The 25,611-nt window shown below is 57.4% G+C and carries 27 protein-coding genes; 13 read left to right on the forward strand and 14 right to left on the reverse strand.

The features are described from left to right. Position 1 precedes the first annotated feature (1 nt). On the reverse strand, positions 2-1,081 hold the full coding sequence (locus AC2FHW_RS15370; protein WP_271950875.1) for a coiled-coil domain-containing protein: 1,080 nt from the start codon (positions 1,079-1,081) through the stop codon (positions 2-4). A gap of 258 nt (positions 1,082-1,339) precedes the next feature. Between AC2FHW_RS15370 and AC2FHW_RS15375 the strand changes: the two genes are divergently transcribed. Next, on the forward strand, positions 1,340-2,815 hold the full coding sequence (locus tag AC2FHW_RS15375) for an NAD-dependent succinate-semialdehyde dehydrogenase (protein WP_142638358.1): 1,476 nt from the start codon (positions 1,340-1,342) through the stop codon (positions 2,813-2,815). A 122-nt stretch (positions 2,816-2,937) separates the two neighbouring features. Here the strand turns inward: AC2FHW_RS15375 and AC2FHW_RS15380 are convergent, their stop codons facing one another. The 6 genes from AC2FHW_RS15380 to AC2FHW_RS15405 form a co-directional block, all read right to left on the reverse strand. Next, complete coding sequence (locus AC2FHW_RS15380; RefSeq protein ID WP_142638359.1) at positions 2,938-3,405, reverse strand: Hsp20 family protein; 468 nt, start codon at positions 3,403-3,405, stop codon at positions 2,938-2,940. Between the two features lie 122 nt (positions 3,406-3,527). Then, positions 3,528-4,301, reverse strand: coding sequence for a trypsin-like serine peptidase (locus tag AC2FHW_RS15385; protein WP_496822175.1), 774 nt, complete (start codon positions 4,299-4,301; stop codon positions 3,528-3,530). Positions 4,302-4,339: 38 nt separating this feature from the next. Continuing rightward, positions 4,340-5,131: a trypsin-like serine peptidase gene (locus AC2FHW_RS15390; RefSeq protein WP_271950881.1), complete on the reverse strand. Its 792-nt coding sequence runs from the start codon at positions 5,129-5,131 to the stop codon at positions 4,340-4,342. A gap of 106 nt (positions 5,132-5,237) precedes the next feature. Next, positions 5,238-6,560, reverse strand: a complete 1,323-nt coding sequence (gene glcF / locus AC2FHW_RS15395) for a glycolate oxidase subunit GlcF (RefSeq protein WP_271950884.1) — start codon at positions 6,558-6,560, stop codon at positions 5,238-5,240. A 4-nt stretch (positions 6,561-6,564) separates the two neighbouring features. Continuing rightward, entirely contained in the window at positions 6,565-7,665 is a 1,101-nt protein-coding gene (locus AC2FHW_RS15400) for an FAD-binding protein (RefSeq protein ID WP_496678547.1), read from the reverse strand. 21 nt (positions 7,666-7,686) lie between these two features. Continuing rightward, positions 7,687-9,135 (reverse strand): FAD-linked oxidase C-terminal domain-containing protein, encoded by a 1,449-nt coding sequence (locus AC2FHW_RS15405; RefSeq protein ID WP_496822177.1) that lies wholly within the window; start codon positions 9,133-9,135, stop codon positions 7,687-7,689. Between the two features lie 82 nt (positions 9,136-9,217). On the opposite strand from AC2FHW_RS15405, the gene AC2FHW_RS15410 reads away from it, so the two are divergent. The 3 genes from AC2FHW_RS15410 (at position 9,218) to AC2FHW_RS15420 (ending at position 11,025) form a co-directional block, all read left to right on the forward strand. After that, complete coding sequence (locus AC2FHW_RS15410; protein ID WP_142638369.1) at positions 9,218-9,928, forward strand: DUF599 domain-containing protein; 711 nt, start codon at positions 9,218-9,220, stop codon at positions 9,926-9,928. 424 nt (positions 9,929-10,352) lie between these two features. Next, positions 10,353-10,487 (forward strand): hypothetical protein, encoded by a 135-nt coding sequence (locus AC2FHW_RS15415; protein ID WP_271950893.1) that lies wholly within the window; start codon positions 10,353-10,355, stop codon positions 10,485-10,487. Positions 10,488-10,677: 190 nt separating this feature from the next. Beyond that, a complete protein-coding gene (locus AC2FHW_RS15420; protein ID WP_142638371.1) occupies positions 10,678-11,025 on the forward strand; it encodes a hypothetical protein in 348 nt (115 codons plus the stop codon). 2 nt (positions 11,026-11,027) lie between these two features. Here the strand turns inward: AC2FHW_RS15420 and AC2FHW_RS15425 are convergent, their stop codons facing one another. The 4 genes from AC2FHW_RS15425 to AC2FHW_RS15440 all read right to left on the reverse strand — a co-directional run bounded on the left by AC2FHW_RS15425 (position 11,028) and on the right by AC2FHW_RS15440 (position 13,906). Further along, a complete protein-coding gene (locus AC2FHW_RS15425; protein ID WP_271950897.1) occupies positions 11,028-11,513 on the reverse strand; it encodes a flavodoxin family protein in 486 nt (161 codons plus the stop codon). A gap of 1 nt (position 11,514) precedes the next feature. Next, positions 11,515-11,985 (reverse strand): 23S rRNA (pseudouridine(1915)-N(3))-methyltransferase RlmH, encoded by a 471-nt coding sequence (rlmH, locus tag AC2FHW_RS15430; protein WP_271950900.1) that lies wholly within the window; start codon positions 11,983-11,985, stop codon positions 11,515-11,517. 44 nt (positions 11,986-12,029) lie between these two features. Further along, positions 12,030-12,392, reverse strand: a complete 363-nt coding sequence (rsfS, locus tag AC2FHW_RS15435) for a ribosome silencing factor (RefSeq protein ID WP_142638376.1) — start codon at positions 12,390-12,392, stop codon at positions 12,030-12,032. Between the two features lie 161 nt (positions 12,393-12,553). Beyond that, complete coding sequence (locus AC2FHW_RS15440) at positions 12,554-13,906, reverse strand: mechanosensitive ion channel family protein (RefSeq protein WP_496678537.1); 1,353 nt, start codon at positions 13,904-13,906, stop codon at positions 12,554-12,556. Between the two features lie 102 nt (positions 13,907-14,008). Here AC2FHW_RS15440 and AC2FHW_RS15445 point away from each other — a divergent pair, with 102 nt between their 5' ends. The 6 genes from AC2FHW_RS15445 to AC2FHW_RS15470 all read left to right on the forward strand — a co-directional run bounded on the left by AC2FHW_RS15445 (position 14,009) and on the right by AC2FHW_RS15470 (position 19,021). Then, positions 14,009-14,107 (forward strand): isopropylmalate isomerase, encoded by a 99-nt coding sequence (locus AC2FHW_RS15445; protein WP_271950909.1) that lies wholly within the window; start codon positions 14,009-14,011, stop codon positions 14,105-14,107. 52 nt (positions 14,108-14,159) lie between these two features. Beyond that, positions 14,160-15,563, forward strand: coding sequence for a 3-isopropylmalate dehydratase large subunit (gene leuC, locus AC2FHW_RS15450; RefSeq protein ID WP_496709717.1), 1,404 nt, complete (start codon positions 14,160-14,162; stop codon positions 15,561-15,563). A 37-nt stretch (positions 15,564-15,600) separates the two neighbouring features. Continuing rightward, a complete protein-coding gene (locus AC2FHW_RS15455) occupies positions 15,601-16,155 on the forward strand; it encodes an HdeD family acid-resistance protein (protein ID WP_142638384.1) in 555 nt (184 codons plus the stop codon). A 42-nt stretch (positions 16,156-16,197) separates the two neighbouring features. After that, positions 16,198-16,803, forward strand: a complete 606-nt coding sequence (leuD, locus tag AC2FHW_RS15460; protein WP_142638386.1) for a 3-isopropylmalate dehydratase small subunit — start codon at positions 16,198-16,200, stop codon at positions 16,801-16,803. 362 nt (positions 16,804-17,165) lie between these two features. After that, a complete protein-coding gene (locus AC2FHW_RS15465) occupies positions 17,166-17,996 on the forward strand; it encodes a hypothetical protein (protein WP_142638388.1) in 831 nt (276 codons plus the stop codon). Beyond that, positions 17,993-19,021, forward strand: a complete 1,029-nt coding sequence (locus AC2FHW_RS15470) for an endonuclease/exonuclease/phosphatase family protein (protein ID WP_496787116.1) — start codon at positions 17,993-17,995, stop codon at positions 19,019-19,021. The genes AC2FHW_RS15465 and AC2FHW_RS15470 overlap by 4 nt, the downstream gene beginning before the upstream one ends. A 6-nt stretch (positions 19,022-19,027) precedes the next feature. On the opposite strand, the gene AC2FHW_RS15475 is transcribed toward AC2FHW_RS15470, so the two are convergent. Continuing rightward, a complete protein-coding gene (locus AC2FHW_RS15475; protein WP_496822179.1) occupies positions 19,028-19,927 on the reverse strand; it encodes a sugar nucleotide-binding protein in 900 nt (299 codons plus the stop codon). An 86-nt stretch (positions 19,928-20,013) separates the two neighbouring features. Here AC2FHW_RS15475 and AC2FHW_RS15480 point away from each other — a divergent pair, with 86 nt between their 5' ends. After that, entirely contained in the window at positions 20,014-20,907 is an 894-nt protein-coding gene (locus AC2FHW_RS15480; RefSeq protein ID WP_142638394.1) for a LysR family transcriptional regulator, read from the forward strand. Positions 20,908-21,048: 141 nt separating this feature from the next. Next, positions 21,049-22,152 carry a 3-isopropylmalate dehydrogenase gene (gene leuB, locus AC2FHW_RS15485; RefSeq protein ID WP_142638396.1) on the forward strand — a complete coding sequence of 368 codons (1,104 nt, stop codon included), beginning with the start codon at positions 21,049-21,051 and terminating at the stop codon, positions 22,150-22,152. A gap of 176 nt (positions 22,153-22,328) precedes the next feature. Here the strand turns inward: leuB and AC2FHW_RS15490 are convergent, their stop codons facing one another. Both AC2FHW_RS15490 and AC2FHW_RS15495 read right to left on the reverse strand, forming a co-directional pair. Continuing rightward, positions 22,329-23,231 carry a DUF302 domain-containing protein gene (locus AC2FHW_RS15490; protein ID WP_142640381.1) on the reverse strand — a complete coding sequence of 301 codons (903 nt, stop codon included), beginning with the start codon at positions 23,229-23,231 and terminating at the stop codon, positions 22,329-22,331. Further along, entirely contained in the window at positions 23,228-23,593 is a 366-nt protein-coding gene (locus tag AC2FHW_RS15495; protein ID WP_271951933.1) for a DUF4345 domain-containing protein, read from the reverse strand. The genes AC2FHW_RS15490 and AC2FHW_RS15495 overlap by 4 nt, the downstream gene beginning before the upstream one ends. Before the next feature lie 213 nt (positions 23,594-23,806). Between AC2FHW_RS15495 and AC2FHW_RS15500 the strand changes: the two genes are divergently transcribed. Next, positions 23,807-25,351, forward strand: a complete 1,545-nt coding sequence (locus AC2FHW_RS15500; RefSeq protein WP_281286306.1) for an arylsulfatase — start codon at positions 23,807-23,809, stop codon at positions 25,349-25,351. Positions 25,352-25,611 lie beyond the last annotated feature (260 nt).

Consider the following 25,611-nt stretch of genomic DNA (forward strand, 5'->3'; position numbering starts at 1 on the left):
ATCAACCCCCATACAAATTCTTATCATGCTTCTCGACAATCGACGCAAACCGGCGGGCAAAGCGTTCATCTGCCTTGGCCTTTTTCTCCAGCACGTCGCGGGCAAAGACCATGTGGTCCTCATGCGCCTCGAGCATGTCGGCCATTTTCTGGTTGGTCGCGGTGCCGATCGAGGCCATGGCGGTTTGCGCCTCTTGGTCGGTCTGCACGCCGATCTCGTTGATGCGGTGGGCCACATCCTGCTGCTGCGCGGTTTTCAGCGATTTGGTCAGGGCGTCATACAGCACCACACGCTGTTGCGTGTCTGTCTGCAGCTTGTTGATCAGCACCATCTGCGTCGCCGCCTGGTTCTGCAGGGAGTCAACCCAAGTCTTGCCCTTTTCGATATAGCGCTCAAGCGTTTGCGACTTGGCCAGCTTGACCTGCTCTTCCTGAACCTTGGCGTTGTATTGCTTGTTCAGCTCGGCCAGTTCGGTTTCCAGTTGGGTCCGCGCGGCGGCGTCCTGTTCGACGCTGATCTTGTTCTCCAGCGTGATGATCGTCGGGTCCATGCCCTGAATCTCAGCCCGCAGCGCTTCCAATTCGGCCACGGTGGCCTCACGGTCGTCCAGCGTGCCGGTCAGGTTGTTTTCAACTTTCACGCGCTGCTCTTCCAGCACCGACAGCTGTCCTTCCAGCAGTTTCACGATCACGTCGGATTTGGCGATCAGGTCCTGCAGCTTGTCGTCGATACTGGCTGTGCGCATCCGCTCCTGCCGCATCGATTCAGATTTACCCTTCGAGAAGATGCCAACAAACGTCTCCCACCCGGATTTTGAGCGCATCTCGTCAAAATCCTTAGAGAACGCGCTGGTGACGTCATCCAGACCCATGATCAGCTCGGCGATATTGGCGTTCATGACTTCGGTATGGGCGTGCACATCTTCCAAAGTGGCGTTTTCGATATCGATATCCGCCTCGGCCGTACCGATCTTGGCCCGCGCAGCCTCAATCCGCGAGGTCAGCCCTTGGATCTGCGACTGGCTTTCGCGCACTTTCGTCTGTGTTTCTTCAATCAACGCTTCGAATTGCTGGTTCGACATCTCTGCTGTCCCCTGTTTTCTTTATTTACCCAATAAGATAGGGAATGTTATGTTCATTTACATCCCCTTGAGCCCTCAAATCACCGAGACTTTTACAATTTCGTATCGAAAAAGATAGGCCACGCAGGCGAGATATCTGCGCTCCGCAACGATGAATTTGATCAAATCTGGATTGATCCTGCCCGCCGAGTGGACATAGACAAATGCGACGCCACCTGTTTGGGTGCGCGCAAACCCTTTTCTGCCGGAGTCCGACCCATGCTGGATACTACAACCGACCTGAAATCCATTTTGAAAAACCCCGATCTGCTGGTGACCAAGGCCTATATCGGCGGCCAGTGGGTCGATGGTGACAATGGGACGTTTTCCGTCACCAACCCTGCGCGGGGCGATGTGATCGCCGAGGTCGCCGACCTGAGCCGCGCGCAGGTTGCAGGTGCCATCGCACAGGCCGAGGCCGCGCAAAAGGAATGGGCCAAGCTGACAGGCAAGGAACGTGCGGTGATCCTGCGCCGCTGGTACGATCTGATGATGGAAAACGCCGAGGATCTGGGCAAGATCCTGACCGCCGAACAGGGCAAGCCGCTGGCCGAAGCCGTGGGTGAGATCGGCTATGGTGCCTCGTTCATCGAGTTTTTCGGCGAAGAGGCCAAGCGCGTTTATGGCGAGACTATTCCAGGTCATCAGCGCGACAAACGCATCATGGTGCTGAAGCAGCCCATCGGCGTTGCGGCCTCGATCACGCCCTGGAACTTCCCCAACGCGATGATCACGCGAAAGGCCGGACCGGCGCTTGCAGCCGGATGCGCCTTTGTCGCCCGGCCTGCCGCCGAGACACCCTTGTCGGCGCTGGTTCTGGGCGCATTGGCCCAGCAGGCAGGCATCCCCGCCGGTGTGTTCAACGTGGTGCCCTCGTCGCGCGCCAGCGAAATCGGCAAGGAATTCTGCGAAAACCCCGGCGTGCGCAAGCTGACCTTTACCGGCTCAACCGAAGTCGGGCGCATCCTGCTGCGGCAGGCGGCGGAACAGGTGATGAAATGCTCGATGGAACTGGGCGGCAATGCGCCGTTCATCGTGTTTGACGATGCCGATCTGGATGCCGCCGTCGAAGGCGCGATGATGTGCAAGTTCCGCAATAACGGCCAGACCTGTGTCTGTGCCAACCGCATCTATGTGCAGGCCGGTGTCTATGACGCGTTTGCTGCCAAGTTGAAGGCTGCGGTCGAGGCTCTGAACGTCGGCGACGGCCTGAACGAAGGCATCACCACCGGACCGCTGATCAATGATGACGCCGTTGCAAAGGTGCAGGAACACATCAAGGATGTAACCGACAAAGGCGGCCAAATCCTGACCGGTGGCCTGCCGCACGATCTGGGCGGCACCTTCTTTGAGCCGACCATTGTCACCGGTGTGACGCAGGACATGCTGGTGGCGCAGGACGAAACCTTTGGCCCGCTGGCACCGCTGTTCAAGTTCGAGGATGAAGACGACGTGATCGCCATGGCCAATGACACGATCTTTGGTCTGGCCTCGTATTTCTATGCCAAGGATCTCAGCCGCGTTTACAAAGTGGCCGAAGCGCTGGAATACGGGATCGTTGGTGTGAACACCGGCATCATCTCAACCGAGTTGGGCCCGTTTGGCGGCGTCAAACAATCCGGCTTGGGCCGCGAAGGCAGCCATCATGGCATGGAAGACTATCTGGAGATGAAATACATCTGCCTGTCGGTCTGATCCGCCCAAACCTTCGCTGTACAGATGGCCGTAAAGGCAACGCCCCGCGTCTGGAGGAACGCGGGGCGCATGGTGCGGTAATCCAGAGAGGAACGATTACCGCGGCGTGGTGACTGACTGCCTCAGTTTACGGCTTTGGCGTCAACCACATCCTTTTCGATGGCCTTGCTGGACGAAATCTCGATCCGGCGGGCTTTCAGGGCTTCGGGCACCTCGCGCTTGAGATCGATATTCAGCATGCCGTTCTCATGGCTGGCACCGGTAACACGAACGTGGTCGGCAAGGGCAAAACGGCGCTCGAACGCGCGGGTGGCGATGCCGCGGTGCAGATAGCTGCGATCTTTGTCTTCCGCAGTTTTCTTACCGGCGACGACCAACGAATTCTCTTTCACTTCGACCGAAAGATCGGCCTCGGAAAAACCGGCAACAGCAACCGAGATACGATAGGTGTCGACATCGGTTTTTTCGATGTTGTAGGGCGGATAGCTGGGTTGAGCCACATCATTGGTCAGAACGCGATCCATCATGTCAGCGATCTGGTCAAAACCTACAGTGGCGCGGTGCAGCGGTGCAAAGTCAAATGTACGCATATGTCGTATCCTCATGTTTGAGCGATGAACGTAATGCCCTCCGATCGGACGGGCGTTCGATTGTCTCAGGCCCCGTTTGCGGCGACCCGATACATTTGACATGGGAAACGTTCTGGCCGAGTTCAACCCCCTCCGGAGCTGATGAATTTCGCACCGGTATCCGACTTGCCTGATCCCACCTGCAATCGCTTTATTGTCGCCTTTGGTTTAGGGGCATCCCGGCGCAGAGTCGCCTTCAGATCGGCCACAATTTCCTGCAATTCCATACCGAATCCCACTTTCTGCCGACCATCCGTACCAACTGCAGAGACTACTGAAAGTATTTGCCAGCGCGGACCGTTTCGCGCCAACAGAGCCGAACCCGAGGACCCAAAGGTAATGTCGCAGTTGAATGTGATCAGGCCCTGATGGCGCTGCAGGATTTTGCAGGACCGTTCCCGCGTAATCGCATTCGATCGGCCCCGACCATACGATGCAAGACTGACCTCATCCCCCGCCACGCGCCCGTTATGCAACGCAAAGGGATCGGCCACGGAATAGGGGATCGGTTGATCCAGCCGCATCAACGCGACATCAACGCGCACGGCATCGGGCGACAGTTGAGCGAAACGTGTGTAATCCGGATGTGCCGCGATCTGCACCACCTTGCGATCTGCCAACGCAGTTCCGTCGCTTAGCCCTGCCCGAAAGGTTACCTGCCCTGGCCCATAGGGTTGACCGGTTCTTTTGTCCAAGGCGCAATGGGCCGCGGTCAGTACCAGATCCTGTGCGATCAACGTACCCGTACAAAACCCCTCGGCGCCGATATCCAGGCGGCCGACGGCCTCCCAGCCATATAGGTCATCGCGGTCGGTGAGTTTGCGTTTTGCACTTTGCGCCTGGGACATCGTTGTCATCATAGCCAGGCATAAAAACAGGCTTGCCCAAAATCGCATCATGGCCGGACGAACCTGGCGCCAATATGACGGCTTGCCGAATCGCCGGTTTCCGAGCCGCTGAACCCTCGCCCGGCGGACAGTTCACTCCGCAGCAAAGGCAACGAAACCTCGACCGCGGTACCTATGGCCACAGGCTCGCCATTGAATTCCGCCTTGGCCGCCACGACCGAGACGATCCGTGGTCTTTCGCCCTCGAACGCAAATACCGGGGCGCCGGAGGATCCAAACTCGACATCACAGGACAGGACAAGAACCTCGGAAACGCCGGTCACGACCGAACAGACCTCTTGCAATGATGGCGCCTCGGCGCGGTCCTTCGCATAGGACACAACCCCAACTTCCTGTCCGCGAACGGGGCGATCGCCAGTATCAAATGGAATGACCGAGGTACTGCGGATTGGCTGCCATAGCTCGATCAGCGCTATATCGCTACCGATCCGGTTGGTCGGAGTTTCGTCGTCGTAAAAGTAATCGGGGTGAATCACCGCCCTGCGCGCCGCACGATAGGCTGATGCCCGACCCAGACGCCAGGCGGCAAGAAATTCGACCTTAGACAGGTCAATACGTTGGCCTGTGGCCTTATCATAAAGACAATGCGCTGCCGTCAGCACCTGGTTCTGCGCAATCAGCGTCGCGGTGCAGAATGCTTCGCCGTCAATATTCAAGCGCCCGACAGCCATCCAGGCCCGCCCTGCATCGGTGGTGTCCAGACTTTTCAGCCCGCTATCCTGCGCCAGTACGGCCATCGGCATGAGTGCCAGCGCAAAAGCCTTGATCCAGTTTTTCAAGCGGTTCTCCGGCGTTGCTTCCAGCGCATACTCATAGCTGTCGGGTACGGCGAAAATAGGGCCGGTACGTTTCCCGTTCTATCTGATGCAGCCCTGCATCAGGCAGCTAACGCAGGATCGGCACGGCCGTTCCCATCTCATGACCCTGCTGCATCGCACGCGGCAACGGCCCGCCTGTGGACCAATCCAACAGCTCGACCGTATGCAAAATAGGTATCTGCGTGGCCGAACCGATCTGCATCATGCAACCAATATTGCCTGCAGCGATAACATCAGGGTTCTTAGCCTCAAGCGTCCGAACCTTGCGTTGCTTTAACAGACCCGAGATTTTGGGCTGCATCAGGTTATAGGTCCCGGCGCTGCCACAGCACAGATGGCTGTCTGAAGGCTCTAACACGGTGAAACCCGCATTCTTCAACAGGTCTTTGGGATGGTTTTTGATCTTTTGCCCATGCTGCAAAGAACAAGCGGCATGATAGGCGACGGTCATGCCCTTGTGCTGGCCTCCGGGCAGGTCCAGTTGCACCAGCAATTCGCTGATATCCATGGCAATCGCCGAAACCCGCGCGGCATCTGCCGCCAAAGCCTCGTTTCGGAACATGTGCCCGTAATCCTTGACGGTCGTACCACAACCTGAGGTGTTGATGACGATGGCATCCAGCCCCTGGCCATCGATCTCTCTGGTCCAGGCCTGTATATTGGCCGCCGCCGCTTTATGGCTGTCAGCCACCTTGCCCATGTGATGGGTCAGCGCACCACAGCATCCCGCGCCTTTGGCCACAACGACTTCGCAGCCCAGTCGGGTCAGCAGGCGAATCGTGGCGTCGTTGATATCCGTGTTCAGCGCCTTTTGGGCGCAACCTGTCATCAGTGCCACGCGCTTTTTCGGCGCTCCTTTAGGGGCAAAGCGTTGCGGGTCATCGTTGCGGCTGACCGGAGGGATATGTTTTGGTGCCATCTCCAGCATCGCCCGCAGCCGCGCATCCGGCATCAGAAACCGGAAGGGACGGCCCAGCTTGGCCCCGATCAGGGCCCAGCGAAACCGCATCGGATAGGGCAGAATCTGCGCCAGAACCCAACGCAGAAGGCGATCGGTCAGCGGGCGTTTGTAATTCTGCTCGATATACTCGCGCGCGTGATCGACCAGATGCATATAGTGAACGCCCGACGGACAGGTGGTCATGCAGGCCAGACAGGACAGGCAGCGGTCGATATGTTTGACGGTTTTCTCATCCGGGACACGCTCATTCTCAAGCATGTCCTTGATCAGGTAGATCCGTCCGCGCGGGCTGTCGAGCTCATCCCCCAGCACCTGATAAGTCGGGCAAGTGGCGGTACAAAAGCCGCAATGAACACAGCTGCGCAGGATCTGGTTCGAGCGTTGGATCGCCGGATCCTGCAGCTGTTTTTCGGTGAAATCTGTCTGCATTGCCCTACCCCATCAGCCCCGGGTTAAACAGCCCTCGGGGATCAAATTTCGCCCGAATGCCTTTTATTAGAGCCTGTATAGCTACACTCTCAGGCTGGAACCGGCCCAGCCGCTCGACCGTTTCCGCATCGCCGCGCACAAGGGTTGCATAACCAGAAAAAGTGCCAAGTCGCGCCCGCAAATCGGTCCCCGCAGGAAGGCGCAGCCAGATCAGACCGCCGCCCCAGTCGTAGAACACCTGTTCAGCCTCGGCCCGCGCCGCGATCATCGGGGCGTCACCGGGCGTGACAGACAGACGCCACACGTCGCCAGCCTTGCCCCGGAACGCGTGAACATCGCGGGTCGCCGTCCACAGCGTTGCCGGTTCATCGACATTTGCGATCTGGCCGAACCCAGACAGTTCGGATGTCAGCCTCTCGGTTCTGTAAGCGACGGAGTCCGCAAATCCTTCGACCCTAACAAAGGCTTTTTCGCACTCCGGGTCATAAGCTGCGCCAGTTACCTCGAACGGAGATCTAAGCGCTGCGGACAGCGTTTTTATCGCTGCTTCTGCATTAGATACGGTCACTGACAGCGTTGCTGTGTGTTCTGGCTTGGGCAGGACTTTCAACGACACTTCGGTCAGCACGCCCAACGTTCCCCAGGACCCACAGATCAGCTTGACCAGATCATAGCCAGTGACATTCTTCATCACCCGCCCGCCATTTTTGATCACCTGCCCGGTGCCATCGACATATCGCACCCCCAGCAAGAAATCGCGACATGCGCCTGCCTGAATGCGGCGCGGCCCCGAGATGTTGGCGGCAACCACACCGCCGATGGTCGGCTCGCCTTGGGTGCCCAACAGGCTGCGATGGTCCATCGGCTCAAAGGCCAGTTGCTGGCCTTCGGCGTCCAATGCGGCCTCAACCTCGGCCAGCGGTGTCCCGGCCTGCGCAACCAGCGTCAGGGCACCGGGTTCATACAGTGTGATGCCTGTCATCCCGCCGGTTTCAATCACTTGGCCGGGACCCTCAACGCCACGAGTGCCGCCGCCTGTGATACGCACGGCGCCTGTAAGTCCGGCAACCATCTGGGCCAGTTCAGTTTCGGACGTGGGTTTCATCATATATCTCTTTGTTAGAGCCTATTTTTCGGCTATTTGCGGGTTGCGACGCGGTTCGGAGGCGTCCAGCGGGAACACTTTAGCCGGGTTCAGCAACCATCCTGGATCGAACACATCTTTAACCGCCATCTGCGCCTCAAGATCGGCAGGGGCATATTGATGATGCATCAGATCGCGCTTTTCGATTCCCACACCGTGCTCGCCGGTCAGGCAACCGCCCTCATCCACACAAAGTTTCAGGATTTCCGCCCCGAACGCCTCACATTTTTCGAGGTCGCCGGGTTTGTTGGCATCAAACAGGATCAAAGGGTGCATGTTCCCGTCGCCGGCATGGAATACATTTCCAACCGGCAGGCCGAACTCATCGCTCAGCTCACCAATCCGGCGCAATACGGCGGGCAGCGCCGATACCGGGATGGTCCCATCCAGGCACATATAGTCGTTCATCTGCCCCATGGCGCCAAAGGCCGATTTGCGGCCCAACCAGATCCGGGCGCTTTCATCCGCCGACTGGCTCTCGCGCAGTTCGACCGGATTGTGGCGTTTTGCAATCTCGACAATCTTGGCCAGCTGGCTGTCGATCTCGGCCTCCGAGCCTTCGACCTCGACAATCAACAATGCTTCGCATTCCGGATACCCGGCATGCGCAAAGTTTTCGCAGGCCTGAATGCACAGGCGATCCATGAACTCAATCGCGACAGGCAAGATACCGGACTTGATGATGTCCGAAACGCATTGGCCTGCGATTTCATTGTCATCAAACCCCATCAGAACGGGCCGTGCGCCTTCTGGCTTGCGCAGGATGCGCAGGGTCGCCTCGGTGACGACGCCCAGTTGCCCTTCGGACCCGCAGATCACCCCCAGCAGGTCAAGACCCGGCGCGTCCAGATGAGCGCCACCGATTTCGACTACGCTGCCATCCATCATCACCAGGGTCACACCCAGCAGGTTGTTCGTGGTTACCCCGTATTTCAGGCAATGCGCCCCGCCGGAATTCATCGCGATATTGCCCGCAATCGCGCAAGCCAGTTGCGACGACGGATCGGGGGCATAAAAGAAATCCTCTTCCTCGACCGCGCCGGTGACGCTCAGGTTGGTGCGCCCAGTCTGGACCTTGATGAATCGGTTGTCATAATCAACCTCCAGCACGTCGTTCATCCGCGCCACGCCCAGTATGACGCAATCAGCTGTTGGCAGCGCCCCCCCGGCCAGCGACGTACCCGCACCACGCGGTACCACCGGCACGCCTTCGTCATGGCAAATGCGCAAGATATCCGAGACCTGCTGCGTGGTCGAAGGCAAAACCGCCAGCATCGGCGGGCATCTATAGGCGGTCAAAGCATCACATTCATAGGCGCGTGTCTCGGCCGGGTCATGAATGATCACGTCGTCCGGCAGAACCCCCGACAGGCGCGCCACCACCGCATCTTTGCGACGCAGGACATCAGGGCTTGGCTTTGGCATTTCCATGGCAGGCTCCTTGGTTTGGTAAAATAATATTACCAATTTGTCAGTATGGCAAGTTCCGACTTCCGGAAGTACTGTCACGGCCATGACCTGGATTGACCGCGCCGCTCTGTTTGCCCCTTTGGATTTTGCCGCCATAACGCTGATGATGGGGGCCTGGCTGTGCCTTGGGTGGATGATCGAAAACCCGTCGCCAAAGAAGCGGTCAGTGGCCTTGATGATGGATGAGTATCGCCGCGACTGGATGCGCGAGATGGTCACACGCCAGCCAAGGATGTTTGACGCGCAGGTCGTGGCCACGATGCGGCAAGGCAGTACCTTCTTTGCCTCGACCACGATGATTGCCATCGGTGGTGGCCTGGCCCTGCTGGGCAATACCGAGCGTCTGGCCGGTGTCGCCAGTGATCTGGCCATCGGCAGCTTTCCAGCCCTGGTGTGGGAGATCAAGATACTCGCCGTCGTCCTGCTGCTGGCCAATGCCTTTCTGAAATATGTCTGGGCGCATCGTCTGTTCGGCTATTGCGCGGTACTGATGGCCGCGGTCCCGAATGAGCCCGAAAATCCCATCGCCTATCCCCGCGCCACGCAATCGGCCGAGATCTGTGTCACCGCCGCCCGCAGCTTTAACCGCGGGCTGCGCTCTACCTATTTCGCACTGGCCTTGCTTGCATGGTTTCTGGGGCCACTCGCGTTGATCGTCGGCACAGTTATCACTGCAGGCCTGCTTTACCGACGCGAATTCGCCTCGCAATCCCGCGCGATCTTGATGGCGCAGGTTGGCAACACGCAGTCGTGACCCCATGCCATCGCCGTGGCGTTGACGCCCGGCTTTTGGTTCTTACTTTTTGCCAGCAGGTTTTCATGTGGGTCGAAGCGAGCTTTTGGTCAACACGCAACGATTGTCCGATCTGAGTCCTGAGCAGCCGAGTAGCATTATCCTTGCCGACAAGATTTGACAGTTAACTCAAATCTGCCAAGATGCTTCAAATTTTTTAAAGAAAGATAGTTCCATGAAAAAAGTGTTCGTAGGCATAGCAATAACTTTGTTGACTTCGATGTCACCGGCCTTGGCTCAGGATATCGCGGCAGGGTCCAGACTTACGGTAACTTCCGACTGGCACTCAAAGAACGGAGGGCCTTACAGTCCGCAGATCGTATCTTGTAAATCCAACAGTGGTTTGTGCTTGCGAGACACTAATACTTCGCCGGCAAACAATCCGATGACAAAGACCAAGAACGGTCTGCAGGTCGTCTTCAAGGAATTCGGGGTCGTTTATTTGTTCAAGCCCAGTGGAAAGGGTACTTTTCACGACATGAACGGTAAACAAACTGGCAAGTTCAAGTGGTCTCAGTAGCTTGAGAATCGAACGCTCAATTCGTGCTCTAGACACGCTCCGATAACTGTCTGTTTCACCTTGCATAGCTTGCATTAAAAATATGCTTCCAAATATAAGCCTTGCTGCAGTGGGCAATTCCATAGACTTCTGCCGGGAGCTGATTCTATTAGAGCGAAGCTCTATACCGCCAAGAGTTTAGGGTCGAAACATGCGATATGTGATTCTCTGCACCTTTCTGGCCAGCCCCACCCTAGCCGATCCGCCAACGATCGAGCAGGTCAACGCCTCGTCCAGCGGTGGCAGTTGGCGTTTCGACGTGACGATCCGGCATCCGGACACCGGATGGGATCACTATGCCGATGGCTGGCGTGTGCTGGATATGGACGGGAATGAGCTGGGGATGCGTGTGTTGCATCACCCGCATGAGACGGAACAGCCCTTTACCCGCTCGCTGGGCGGGGTGGCAATTCCTGATGGTACATCTCAGGTCCAGATACAGGCCCGTTGCAGCGTGGATGGCTGGGCAGACGAAACCATTGTTGTGCCGCTGAACTGACCTCAGAATACGCCCAACGCCAGCCCTGCGGCCATCGCCTGCCCCAAGTCGCGGCATGTCTGCAGCGCGTCTTGGGGGATGCGCTTTTCGGCTAGGATTGCTTCGGGCGTTTGTGCGTGGGTGCATATGATCAGAGGGGGCTGGACCTCTTTCAGCCGCCAACCGGTTGCGATCCGGGCCGTCTGGCGCGCGGCGTTTTCGCCGTCTGACCCGGCACAGATCATCTGGGCATAGGGGCGACCTTCGATGCGACCAAGAACCGGATAATAACAGCGGTCGTAAAACTCTTTCATCACGCCCGAAATCGCCGCCAGGTTTTCGGGTGCGCAGAAGATATAGCCATCTGCGGCCAGCAGATCTTGGGGTCCGGCCCGCTCTGCGGGCTTCAAAACGGTGTCGGCCTCATCGTGCGCACCTTCGGCAGCAGCTTCGGCCATCTGCCGGGCGCCGCTGGTGCGTGAATGGTAAACGATCAATAGCTGCGCCATGTCAGACCCGGTGATAGGGACCGCCCGACAGGATGGTTGCGGCCCGATAAAGTTGCTCGGCCAGCATCACACGGACCAGCATGTGGGGCCAGACCATGGACCCGAAAGAGATGGAGAAATCCGCTTCGGCGCGCAGATCAGGGGCTATTCCGTCGGCACCGCCAATGATCAGCGCCAGATCCTGCCGCCCCGCATCGCGCCAACCGCCCAGCTTTTGGGCAAAATCGGGCGAGGACATCACCCGCCCCCGTTCATCAAGCGTGCAGATTACGGTGCCTTTGGGCAGCGCCTTGCGCAGCAATGTGGCCTCGGCCCCAATCCCTGCGTTTTTCTTGTCTTCGACCTCGATCACCCGCGCAGGCCCAAGGCCCAGCGCGCGGCCGGTCCGATCAAATCGGGTCAGGTAATCATCAAGCAGGGACTTTTCGGGTCCGGCGCGCAATCGCCCGACCGCAACTATGCTGATCCGCATATCTCTCTCGCCGCCGACCCGTTAATGCAGGCCGGGATAGCGCCTCAGTTCGCCGAGGCGCTGCCGCCCGCAGGCTGCCACATCTTTTCCAGCTGATAGAATTCACGCACTTCGGGGCGGAAGATATGAACGACCACGTCGCCCGTATCGATCAGCACCCAGTCGCCAGCATCCTTGCCTTCGACCTTCGAGGTGAATCCGAATTCCTGCTTGATGCGATCCGTCAGCTTTTCCGCCATGGCCGAGACCTGACGGGTCGACCGACCCGAGGCAATGACCATGTGATCCGCGACGGACGACTTGCCCTGCAGGTTGATCTGCACGACGTCTTCGGCCTTGTCATCGGAAAGTGAGGAAAGGATACGTTCAAGCAGCTTGTCGCTGATTGACTGAGAGTGGGCCATCATATTGGCCCCATCTTCGGCGGGCAAACCCGCCTGAGTGTGTAGAGACAGGACATAGTCCTCCTTTGCTGCGCGCCATGATATCCCGGCGCCGGGGTACTAATAAGGTAGCAAGGAGATTGCAACATTTCAATGAACACAGACCAAAGGATCGCAACGATTGCTTACTCTGTGGCAAGCTGTTGCGCATCGGCGTCGTCGTTCAGCAGGCGAACCTCACGCTGCGGGAATGGGATCGAGATGCCTTCAGCCTTGAATGCGTCCCACAGCGCCAGATAGACATTGCCCCGTATATTGGTCAGCCCTTTGGTCGGATCGCTGATCCAGAATCGCAGCACGTAATCCACGCTGCTGTCGCCGAACCCGGTGATATGGCAGACCGCGTCATGCCCGCTGCCACTGAGCACTCGCTCGACAGATTTAACCGCATGGATGGCCGTTGCCCGCACATTATGGGGGTCATCCGTGTAACTTGTGCCAAATGTCAGATCCAGCCGCACGAACCGGTCCGAATGCGACCAGTTCACCACCTGATTGGTGATCAAATCCTCGTTCGGGATCAGGTATTCGCGCCCATCCCGCGTGACCACCGAGACATAGCGCGCGCCCAGCGCGTTGATCCAGCCGAACGTGTCGCCCAGCGAAATCACATCGCCCGGTTTGATCGACCGATCCATCAGGATGATGATGCCCGAGATCAGATTCGACACCACTTTCTGCAAACCAAAGCCGATGCCGACGCCAATGGCCCCCGACAACAGCGCAATACCCGTCAAGTCAAAGCCCAGCGTCCGAATGGCGGCCATGAAGACGGCGCCATAGATGACGACCTGTAATCCCTTGGCCAACAAGACCTGCATTGACGGCGAGATATCGTCATTGCGTTTGAGGCCACGTTCAGCAGCACCGGTGCCAAGACGGGCCAGCGTCAACAACACGCCAATCAGCAAAAGCGCCTTGAGGATACCCAACGCCGAGAGGTGCAGATCCCCGATCGAGATCGCCACCCCATCCAGAAACCCGGCGACGTCATCGGTCAAGTTCAGCGCAATCAGCGTCGCATAGGCCCACATTGCCCATTTGAAAATTCGCCGCAGCGTCCGGTTTCGCACCAGACGGGCCACTAGCGCAATCGCCAGCCAGGCGGTCGCCAAAGTTGCTACCACCCCGATGATATAGCTGCGCGATGGCCAGGTGATCTGCTGCATCACCAGATACAGCATCCAGGACAGCGTGACGAAATAGACAAGCGTCAGACGTTGCATCAGCTGGATCAGCGTGCGCAACCGCCATTTGGGCCAACCAGAGCGGGCACGGGCCCAGGCCTCCCATCGGCCCTGCGTAACCAGCTTCAACACATAGGCCAGCGCCCAGAGACCCAGGATGATGACCAGCTGATGTTGACGCCAGCCCGGTGTAATGACCAGATCGACCAGTCTATCGAATTGTAGGGAAAAGGCCTCGATCATGGTCTGATACAGATCAGACAGCGAACTGGGTATCAGGTCTGGGTTCATGCACGTCTCCTGCTTGCCAGCTTGGACAGCGTTGACGCATGATGCAAGCCCGCCGCAGGATTGCGCCTTGATTGACGGACTGACGCGATATATCTGATGCGCATGAGACTCAATCTGACCCCAGCACCTACGTTGCAAGACCGCACGCGACTGCGTGAACGGTTCTTTGGGGCCGCCCGCACGGTTCTGGCCCGCCTATAAGCGGCGTCCAGCCACTCGCCAGCTAAATCTCAATACATACGGGAGAGGACCGATGTCCCCCAAAACACTCTATGACAAGATCTGGGATGCCCATGTCGCGCACGAAGCCGATGATGGCACCTGCCTGCTGTATATCGACCGCCATCTGGTCCACGAAGTGACCAGCCCGCAGGCCTTTGAAGGGCTGCGCATGGCCGGCCGCCCGGTACGCGCACCGGAAAAGACCATCGCGGTACCGGATCACAACGTGCCCACCACGCCGGATCGCGTGAACGGCATCGAAAACCCCGAATCGCGCATTCAGGTCGAGGCACTGGACAAGAACGCCAAGGATTTCGGCATTCACTATTACCCGGTGAATGACGTTCGCCAGGGCATCGTGCATATCGTCGGACCCGAACAGGGTTGGACCCTGCCCGGCATGACTGTTGTTTGCGGCGACAGCCACACCGCCACCCACGGTGCGTTTGGTGCGCTGGCCCACGGCATCGGCACGTCCGAGGTTGAACACGTTCTGGCCACTCAGACCCTGATCCAGAAGAAATCCAAGAACATGAAGGTGGAAATCACCGGCACACTGCAGCCGGGCGTGACCGCCAAGGATATCACTCTTGCTGTGATTGGCGAGACCGGCACTGCTGGTGGCACCGGCTATGTCATCGAATATTGCGGCGAAGCGATCCGCAATCTGTCGATGGAAGGCCGCATGACCGTCTGCAACATGGCCATCGAAGGCGGTGCCCGCGCCGGCCTGATCGCCCCGGATGAGACCACGTTCGAATATGTCAAAGGCCGCCCACACGCACCGAAAGGGGCCCAGTGGGAAGCGGCGATGGACTGGTGGAAAACGCTGTTCACCGACGAAGACGCGCATTTCGACAAGATCATCACTCTGCGCGGCGAAGACATCGCGCCGGTCGTCACCTGGGGCACCAGCCCCGAGGATGTGCTGCCGATCACTGCATCCGTGCCTCACCCCGAGGATTTCGAAGGTGGCAAAGTCGATGCGGCCCGCCGGTCGATCGAATATATGGGTCTGGAAGCCGGTCAGAAGCTCAGCGACGTCGAAATCGACACCGTCTTTATCGGGTCCTGCACCAACGGCCGCATCGAGGACCTACGCGCCGCTGCCGAGATTCTAAAGGGCAAAAAGATCAAGGACGGGATGCGCGCCATGGTCGTGCCCGGTTCCGGTCTGGTCCGTGCGCAGGCCGAGGAAGAAGGTCTGGCCGAGATCTTCAAAGAGGCCGGGTTCGAATGGCGTCTGGCGGGATGTTCCATGTGCCTTGCGATGAACCCCGACCAGTTGCAACCGGGCGAGCGCTGCGCCGCGACCTCGAACCGCAACTTCGAAGGCCGTCAGGGCCGCGGCGGGCGCACCCACCTGCTAAGCCCCGCAATGGCTGCCGCAGCGGCAATCACAGGACGGCTGACAGACGTCCGCGAGTTGATGTAAGCTGCCCTCATAACTGGATATTTGAGGGATTTAAGACATGAGTGACTGGATCAAATGGCTCCTGATGGGGCTTCTGTCCATAGTGTTCGGCCTTTTTGTGCTGGGCGCGCCTGCAGTGGCGTCGATTGCCGTAACGGTGGTGACCGGCGTACTGCTGCTGATTTCAGGGGCATTGCAGGTGGTCGGCGGGTTCACCGTCGAGGGCACCGGCAACAAGATCCTGTCGCTTATTATGGGTGCGGTGATGCTGTTTCTGGGCTGGTCCTTCCTGGATCACCCGCTGCAGGGCACCGTGACGCTGGCGACGGTCTGCCTGATCCTGTTTATGGCAGGCGGTATCGCGCGGGTCATTTTGTCGTTCCAGATGAAAGGTACGCAGTATTTCTGGGCGACACTGATCTCGGGCGTGATGTCGATTGTTCTGGCGATGCTCATCTGGCGGTTCGCAGCAACCGATCCCGTCGTGCTGTTGCAACTGCTCGGCATCCTGCTGGGGATCGAGATGGTGTTCAACGGTCTGGGTCTGGTCTTCATGGCGCTGTTCATCAAAGACGCACCCAAAGACGAAACAACTGAAGCGAAACAAGCTTAAACGCGGGGCATGGGCGCGGCCCTCCCCCGCAGGAGTGTAGACATGGAAAAGTTTGACAAAGTCCACGGGGTGGCCGCCCCGATGCCATTGATCAATATCGACACCGATATGATCATTCCGAAAGTGCACCTGAAAACGATCAAACGATCCGGCCTTGGCGTCGTACTGTTTGACGAGATGCGCTATCATGATCACGGCGGTGAGAATGAAGAGTTCATTCTGAACAAACCCGCTTATCGGCAAACCGAGATTCTGGTGGCCGGCGACAATTTCGGCTGCGGCTCATCGCGCGAACACGCGCCCTGGGCGATCAAGGATTTCGGCATCAAGGTTGTGATCTCGACCAGCTTTGCCGACATCTTCTTCAACAACTGCTTCAAGAACGGCATCCTGCCCATCGTGGTCGAGGAAGAACATCATGCGGTTCTGATGGAAGACGCGCATAGAGGCGAAAACGCCCGCATGACCGTGCATCTGGAAGATCAGCAGATCACCACGTCCGATGGTGTCGTGATCGAATTCGAGGTGGATTCTCATCGTAAGCACTGCCTGCTGAACGGTCTGGACGATATTGGCCTGACGATGGAAAAAGACCATCACATCGAGAAATTCGAGGATCATGCGGGCCAGGCACGCCCCTGGGTGTGATTCTGGGAACGAATCTGTTGATACTCAACTTTATGGGGACGCCACGGCGTCCCCATTCGCCTTCTTGGGGTTCTGAACGGCGAAACCACTACATATAGGTCTCGACTTGAAACACACGTCGGATTTGCGTCAAAAATGATGCAATCCCGCACCAGTTGCGCCATCATTTTGCCCAAAATTGAGTGTTTTCTGCCACCTGGCTTGAGCGAAATGTCGCTTATCGCCAATGTCGGCGGGTACAGGCACCCACCATGGCAAAACATTGGTGAGAGATGACATCTGCTGCAACGGTAACGTGGCAGGCACAAGTTGGAATGAAGTCGGCATAGAATCGGCTTATCCAGTTTGAAAGGGTTCGGATAGTGATTGCGCGCACAACAGGGGCGGCAATTCGGGGAATATTGGTTGCACTTTTAGTGCTGACACCCGCGTTGTACTTGCCCGTATCATCAACGAATGGGACCGAGATTGTCGTCTTTCTCGCCATTCTCGCGTTTTTCCTGACCTTCGCCGAATATAATTCGGCCTTCCCAAGCTTTATTGAATTTCGCGACGCACCACCAGTGAACCGCCTGCGCTTTGTTGGGCTGGTTTCGATGGTCGCTTTCCTGACGCTGATCTGCAAAAACGCCTATTCGCCGACAGAATTGACCTCAGGTTTTTATGTGATCGGGTTGGGCGTCGCCAATGTGGTCGACTTCCCCTATTCACCCGTGCGTCTGATCGTGTTGATGCTGCCTGTCAACGCAAGCGCGCCGCTGATCGAACTTGTTCGTATCGCTGCCAGTGTGGCCTATGTCGCCGCTATGGTCACAATCGCCAGTTTCTACTACGCGGTGAAAATGCGTGGTTGGCCCACCGGAAACGGAGCCTTCAACGTCTGGACAAATCTGCCGCTGTTCGATCCGACCAAGGGTGGCGATGTCGTGACCCGTCTGCAGCGTGACGGACGGTTGAACATCTCGATCGGCGTCCTGCTGCCGTTTGTAATCCCGGCTCTGATCAAGATCCTGACCGACTATGTGAGCCCGATCTCGCTGAACAGCCCCCAGACGCTGATCTGGACGTTGAGCGCTTGGGCCTTTCTGCCTGCTAGCATGATCATGCGAGGAATGGCGACACTGCGCATTGCAAACCTGATTGTCGAAAAACGCCGCGCCTATTCTACGACTGAATCAACACAAACCGCATGATTCGCGTTTTTCTGCTGCTTTTGCTGCCATTCGCGGCACAGGCAGAGACGATACGCATAGCCACCTTCAACACCGAACTCAGCCGTAAAGGACCGGGCATTCTGCTGCGCGATATCCGGCGTGGGGATGCGCAGGTTCGCGCTGTGATGCGGGTGTTGTTGGAAACCCAACCCGATATCGTTGCCTTGCAGGGCATCGACTGGGATCTCAATGGCGAAACGCTGACCGCATTCGGTGAGGCGCTGCGCGACGAAGGGCTGGACTATCCCTATCGCTTTACCGCCAAGCCTAATTCAGGAATGGAAACCAGTCTGGATCTGGACGGGGACGGGCAGGCCAATGGACCAAGAGATTCCCAAGGCTATGGCGAGTTCACCGGTCAGGGCGGGCTGGCCATTCTGTCCCGGTTTCCCATAGGCCATGACGACATGCAGGATTTCTCGGGAGTACTGTGGCGCGACCTGCCGGGGGCTGATCTGCCGACGGTCGATGGCACGCCATTTCCCTCTGAAGCCGCCCAGCGCATTCAGCGACTGTCCTCGGTGGCACATTGGATCGTACCAATCGAGTCCCCGATCGGCCACCTGAACCTGATGACATTTCACGCGACCCCGCCCGTTTTCGACGGACCCGAGGACCGGAACGGGTTGCGCAATCGTGACGAAATTCGCCTGTGGAACGCTGTGCTGGACGGTGCTCTGGGCCCTGCCCCACTCGGGCCCTTCGTGATTGCTGGGGATGCAAATCTGGACCCCACGCGCGGGGAAGGCCGGAAAGAGGCTATCCAGGGCTTGCTGGCAGACCCGCGGTTGCAGGATGCAAGGCCTGCCACCCCCTCGGGGGCATTGGCCACGGTTGAGTGGAAAGCCGTCGGAGAGATGCGGGTTGATTACGTTCTGCCCTCGGCAGATCTACGCGTTGTGGATGCGGGCATCTTTTGGCCCGACACGGGCGCAGACCTGCGCGCAATCGCCGAACAGGCCAGCCGGCACCGGCTTGTCTGGGTGGACCTGGGACATCGCTAACGCTGGTCAGGCCCGGGCAGTTCTGACCAAAGTCGCTTTCTGCTTGGCTGTTTTCGGGATCGCAGAAGCCATCGCCGTGTCCAAGTCGGTCGTCTGAAATCCAGGGATAAGGTCGTCAAAGAATGCGCCGTCCAAACTATGCGGCAGATCCCATAGATAGCGCATCTCAACCAGATGTGGCGCCAACTTCCAGAAAGGCCGCAGTGCCTGAATCGGCCACCATTTCATGGGGCTGACAGCTATTTCGGCACCGGTCACCCGCGACAAGGATTGCGCAATATCCCGGCCGGTCAGGGTAAACCCGGCATAAGGAACCTCGCAGAACCGGGGAAGGTCCTGGCGGATATCAGCCAACGCAACGGCCGCTCGGGTCAGGTCGGGCAGATAGGCCCAGGCGTGTGGGATATCCGGGCGACCAGGATAAACCATCTTGCCGCGTGCCAAAGGCTTGATCATGACCTGATCGAACCAGTTCCCCGAGGCGCAGGTGTCAATGAAATCACCTGCCCTGAGAAGAATCGTTCTTACCGAGGATTTTCGATAGGCTTCTTCCATCTCAACCCGGATCCTGCCCAGGGGATTTTGCGCCGCATGCGGTGTTGCACCCGACCATGGCCCCGGCGTTTGCGCGCCAAAAACATAGACATTGCCGGGAAGGATCACAGTTGCACCGTGATCCGCTGCCGCATTGATCACATCACGATGCAGTTCGGGGACTTGTCGCGCCCAGTCCGGATAGGCCGGATTCCAGGCATTGACGACAACATCCACCCCTTCGACAGATCGCTTCAGATCCTGCGTCTTGCGATCAAAGCAGTGTACGATCCAGCCCGCCTCGCGAAAAGCTATTGCGGCATTGCGTCCAAACCGACCCGTCGCACCCAGAATAAGAACTGTTCCCGTCATATAAGCCTCCTCTTGTCCATCTAATATGAGCCATTCAGTTCAATTCAGGAATTGCCGCCAAACGCAGAACGTGTATTCATTTTTGAATGGACAAATCTATCACCCACTCTGACTGGTCTCTGATCCAGAGCTTTCTGGCCGTGGCGGAAACCGGGTCTTTGTCTGCCGCTGCCCGGCAGTTGAACCGCAGCCAGCCCACCCTGGGTCGCCAGATCCACGCACTTGAGGATGAGCTTGGCGTCTCGCTGTTTGACAGGCATGCGCGGGGCTTGAAGCTAAGCGAAGTCGGGGCGCAGCTTTTCCCGATGGCGCAACAGATGCACGTAGCCATGAACGCGTTCAGCCTAACGGCCGCAGGCCAGTCTCAGGAATTGGAAGGGTCGGTGCGCATCACCGCGTCTGTCTTTGCCTCTCATCACCTGCTGCCGCCGATTCTGGCCCAAATACGGGCAGCAGAACCCGCGATACAACTGGAACTGGTCGCCACCGATGCCACCGAGAACCTGCTCTACCGCGAGGCCGATATCGCAGTGCGGATGTTTCGGCCGGAACAGATGGACATCATCACGAAACATCTGGGGGAAATCAGACTGTGCTTTTGCGCAAGCCGGTCCTATCTGGATCGTGCCGGCCGCCCCAATTCTCCCGACGATCTGTTGAGCCATGACCTTGTCGGGTTTGATGCGAACGAGCAGATCATTATCGGCATGCGCGAAATGGGCTGGCCGGTGAACCGGGACAGCTTTGCCACACGCTGCGACTTTCAGACTGCCTATTGGGAACTGGTCCGCGCGGGCTGCGGTATCGGTTTTAGCGCCGTGAGAGTTGCCGAGGCCGACCCAGAGGTAGAGGTTTTGGACATAAATGTCGAAATCCCTGCGCTGCCGGTTTGGCTTGCCGCACCGCAGGCGATGCGGCAAACGACACGAATCCGACGAGTCTGGGATATGTTGGCCGAAGGGATAAAGGCCGATCTCTGACCGAATCACACTATCCGTGACGTAGCAAGGGCACGGAAACCCGATTTCCCGTCCAGAACCTGCGTTTAGGCCGGTTCGTCTCATTGACCCGATGCGGCGCAGGCGCTAGGGCCTTTGCTGTCAAACGCAAGGAGATCCTTCATGTCCAACCCCTCGCTCCTCATCCTGCCCGGAGACGGAATTGGCCCCGAAGTCATGGCCGAAGTGCGCCGCATCATCGACTGGTTCGGTGCCAAGCGCGGCCTGGAATTCGACGTGAGCGAGGATCTGGTCGGCGGTGCCGCCTATGACGCCCATGGCAAGCCGCTGTCGGACGAAACCATGGCCAAGGCGCAGGAGGCGGACGCAGTTCTGCTGGGTGCTGTTGGTGGACCCAAATACGACGATCTGGATTTCAGCCTCAAGCCCGAGCGCGGCTTGCTGCGGCTGCGCAAAGAGATGGACCTGTATTCGAACCTACGCCCGGCACAATGCTTTGACGCGCTGGCGGATTTCTCGTCTCTGAAGAAAGACATCGTTGCCGGTCTGGATATCATGATCGTGCGCGAGCTGACCTCGGGCGTCTATTTCGGTGAGCCGCGCGGCATCTTCGAGGAAGGCAATGAACGCGTCGGCATCAACACCCAGCGCTATACCGAATCCGAGATCGAACGCGCCGCACGCTCGGCTTTTGAGCTGGCGATGCGCCGGAACAAGAAACTGTGCTCGATGGAAAAGGCCAATGTCATGGAATCCGGCATTCTATGGCGCGAAGTCGTAAACCGGGTCGCTCAGGACTATCCCGAGGTCGAGCTGAGCCACATGTATGCCGACAATGGCGCGATGCAGCTGGTGCGTGCGCCCAAGCAGTTTGATGTGATCGTCACTGACAACCTGTTTGGTGACATCCTGTCGGACTGTGCCGCGATGCTGACCGGTTCACTGGGTATGCTGCCGTCCGCCTCCCTGGGCTCACCAATGGCCAATGGCCGCCCCAAGGCGATGTACGAGCCGGTCCACGGTTCCGCACCCGATATCGCCGGTCAGGGCAAAGCCAACCCGATCGCCTGTATCCTGAGCTTTGCCATGGCCCTGCGCTACAGCTTCGATCAGGGGGCCGAGGCTGACCGACTGGAAGCTGCGATCGAAAAAGTCCTGGCCGATGGTGTCCGCACCGGCGACCTGCTGGCCGACGAAGGGGTCACGCCGGTTTCCACAACGGAAATGGGCGACGCGATTCTGGCGGCGCTGGACGACAGCCTCTGATCAGAGGTCACAACCGAAAATAGAGGCGGCGCCAGATGCGCCGCCCATCTATAGCCGATGGCGTGGATCACTGGCACGCAGTCTGCACGGGCTCTTGCCACGGACGACGTTAGTCTGCTTTGAGCCCAAAGCAGCCTTTGCAAATCGATGCAAATCACTTCCGTTGCTTGCCACTTTCAGTCTTTGGTAGCGGCCAAACTCTTCTGTTCGAGTGCTTTTTTGAATGTGGCTGTAAGCCGCTCGTTCAACGCGTGGTGAGGTTTAGCAGATGAACCGTAGTGCAATTCTGCCAACGCGGCGATGTCGTTAAATATCACCACAGACCCTCCATTTTCGCCTGCATATACAAGAAGTTTCTGGCAAAATGCATCCAGACCAATTGCGGGGAAATCCGCCATTGCAACGCCGCCCGGCGCTGGCCCCCCAAAGAGAAGCAAGACAGCGTCAGGTAGCGTGACGCCATGCTTGTAGGCTTGCTTGGCGAAATCGATTTCACCAAACCAGACCGTATCGTCCTGTGCCGTCACAATCCTGGTCAGGTTTGATACTGCTTCAGCGACGCTAAGTGGGGAGGTCAGTTCGATAATGCCGAAGTCTGGGGTCAATCCATCTGTAGGTGCCGGTGTTGCGCCTGCACCATCCACTACCGCGTTAAGTCGGATCCCAAAGTTGTTGAGTGATTGCTGGTTGTCTAAAGAATGCCGGATCTTCAAAAATTCTGCGTTCGTATAAATGTCCTTGGCGGTTCCATCCTGCGCAAAGGACAACACCCGAAACGGCAGGTCTAAGCCTGCTCTGACATTGTCGCTCAGGATCGATGTGTTGATACTCGGGTCCGAAAATATTTGAACCCGTGACGGCGGCATCTCAACACCTTCTGCTGCTGCTAACCGCGCATGATCAATTGTCACAACTGAGTTGAACCCGGCGTCTTCCACTGCGCGCTCAATGGCAGCAAAACTGTTATCTACAGCCGCCTCGGCTGAGGACGCATATGCTTCGGACCCTCCGGTCAGCACCAGAGATGCTGCAACGAGACTAAATTGACAATGATGGATTAGATTTTTCAGGTCTTTCATTTGCTTTCCCCATTTTTGAGCAAGAGCATGAGTGACAGAGCAGCAAAAACCAGTTCGGCTATCAGATAAAATACCAGTATTGCCCCCGGCAGACCATCCAACAGGATGCTCAAAGCACGGCCGCCAGCAAGCCCTGCCATGAACAGAAAAAGTACCCACAGCGCGGACCGCTGCAACTTCGGCTTTGTCGACGCAACCAACCAAAACAATGCGTTCGCCAGATAGAGGCCCATGATGGCGCGGAAGACATGCGTTTGGTTTACACCTTCGACGGGAAAACCCAACAGATAGGTTACGGAAGCCGACGGCATGAGGCCGTAAGATAACGCTATGGGCACAAGGCCCAAGGCAGCCAGGATCAATAACGAGCGTTCTGTCATGATACCGTTCCCATGGTTTCGATGTTGTTGGAGCGTCGCCTACTAACCCAGTATGGCACCCCCCTCCAACGGTATAAAGGATAGTATCTTATTCAGAAGTATAGATTATTGAAATGTAGTGTGGTCACCTAGTCGCGCTGTGGATAGGCTGCGGAAAGTAAAAAGGCGGAGGGACAAATGAAAACATTAGCGGCAATGACACTTGGGCTGTGTATCGTAGGGTCTAGCGTTTGGAGTGACGAAAGTGAGCGCCCAAACATACTCGTGATTATGGCTGACGACGTAGGATGGGCAAGCCTCGGCGTTTACCATGGGGGTATCAAAAGTATCGAGACCCCAAATCTCGACCAGCTTGCTTCCGAAGGTGTACGCCTGACGGATTACTATGCTGAACCCAGTTGTACGGCGGGTCGGTCGGCATTCATGACAGGACAAATGCCTATTCGAACAGGTATGCACACTGTTGGTCTCCCGGGCGATCCAGTTGGGTTGCACCCCGATGATCCCACGCTGCCAATGTTTTTGAAGAAATTGGGCTATACCACGGGTCAGTTTGGCAAAAATCATCTTGGAGACCTGAATGAGTTTTTGCCTACCACCAAGGGCTTCGACGAATATTGGGGTTGGTTGTATCACTTGAACGCAATGGAATACACAAGTGACCCAGACTGGCCCGATGACCCGGAATTCGTGGCGCAGTTCGGTCCACGTAACATCATCCATTCGTACGCTACCGAAGAAGACGACGAAACGATCGACCCTCGTTTTGGTAAAGTTGGAAAACAACGCATTGTCGATGATGGGCCCGCCCCACCAGAACGGCAAGCGACCTTGGACGATGAGGTAACAAATCACACCAAAGACTTCATTTCTCGCGCGGTAGAAGCAGATACTCCATTCTTCGTGTGGATGGCTCCGGCACGGGCTCATGTCTGGACACATCTTAGTCCCAAGTATGAGGCGATGCTTGGTGACGGTCGCGGTCTGCAAGATGTCATTATGAAAGAACTGGATGACAACGTCGGGAAAGTCTTAGCTCATCTGGTCGACCTTGGAGTGTCCGACAATACTATCGTCATGTTCACCGCGGACAATGGTCCGGAGACGCTGACGTGGCCGGATGGAGGCACCACACCCTTTCATGGCGAGAAAGGAACGACTTGGGAGGGCGGTTTCCGCGTCCCGGCGGTCATCAGGTGGCCCGGCAAGATCCCCGAAGGGCAGGTGTTGAACGGTATTTTCAGCGGCTTGGACTGGATGCCAACATTTGTTGCTGCTGCGGGTGGTCCGGCGGACCTCAAAGAGAAACTGTTAGAAGGTTATGAAGGCTTCAAAGTCCACGTCGATGGCTACAATCAACTTCCTTATCTGAGCGGAGAAGCGGAAGAGAGCAGCCGTCGGGAACTGCTCTACTACCAGGGAACGGACCTTCAAGCTGTGCGCTATAATGATTGGAAAGCTCATTTCGTAGTTCAAAACCATGGATGGTCTGGCCCAAAAGAAGAGTTGGTAGCTCCGTTGCTCTATAACTTGCGCAGAGACCCGTATGAGAAAGCAGCTGATGAAAGTGGCATGTATGTCCGTTGGATGGGAGAAAAAATGTGGGCGTTCGGGCCCGCCGCACGCATTGTGCAATCGCACTTGGCGACCTTCCAAGACTTCCCGCCGCGAGGACGACCGGTAGCAAATCAGAGCCACGTAGAAGAACAAACTTCCAAGGAAGGTGGCATGTCTCAGTAGAAAACTGAACTTCCACTATTCAAATGCAGGGCGAGCTTTCGTTGGACACAGCCGCAAGCTCGCCTTTGTGAAACTACATTTTTGGCGACCCAAACGGGTCATTACTTTGAGTAAATGGCCGACACTTTCTGATTTTTGTAAATGGCGGTTTTGTCCCGCATATCGGAAGTTGCAATGTTGGCAGCGGCAGAGCAGTTCAGAGATGGGATTCACGTTGATACGGATGCGAATCGGGCATTCTGCACCATATGCTGTCATTG

It is taken from the genome of Ruegeria sp. YTSA108, from assembly GCF_059610185.1.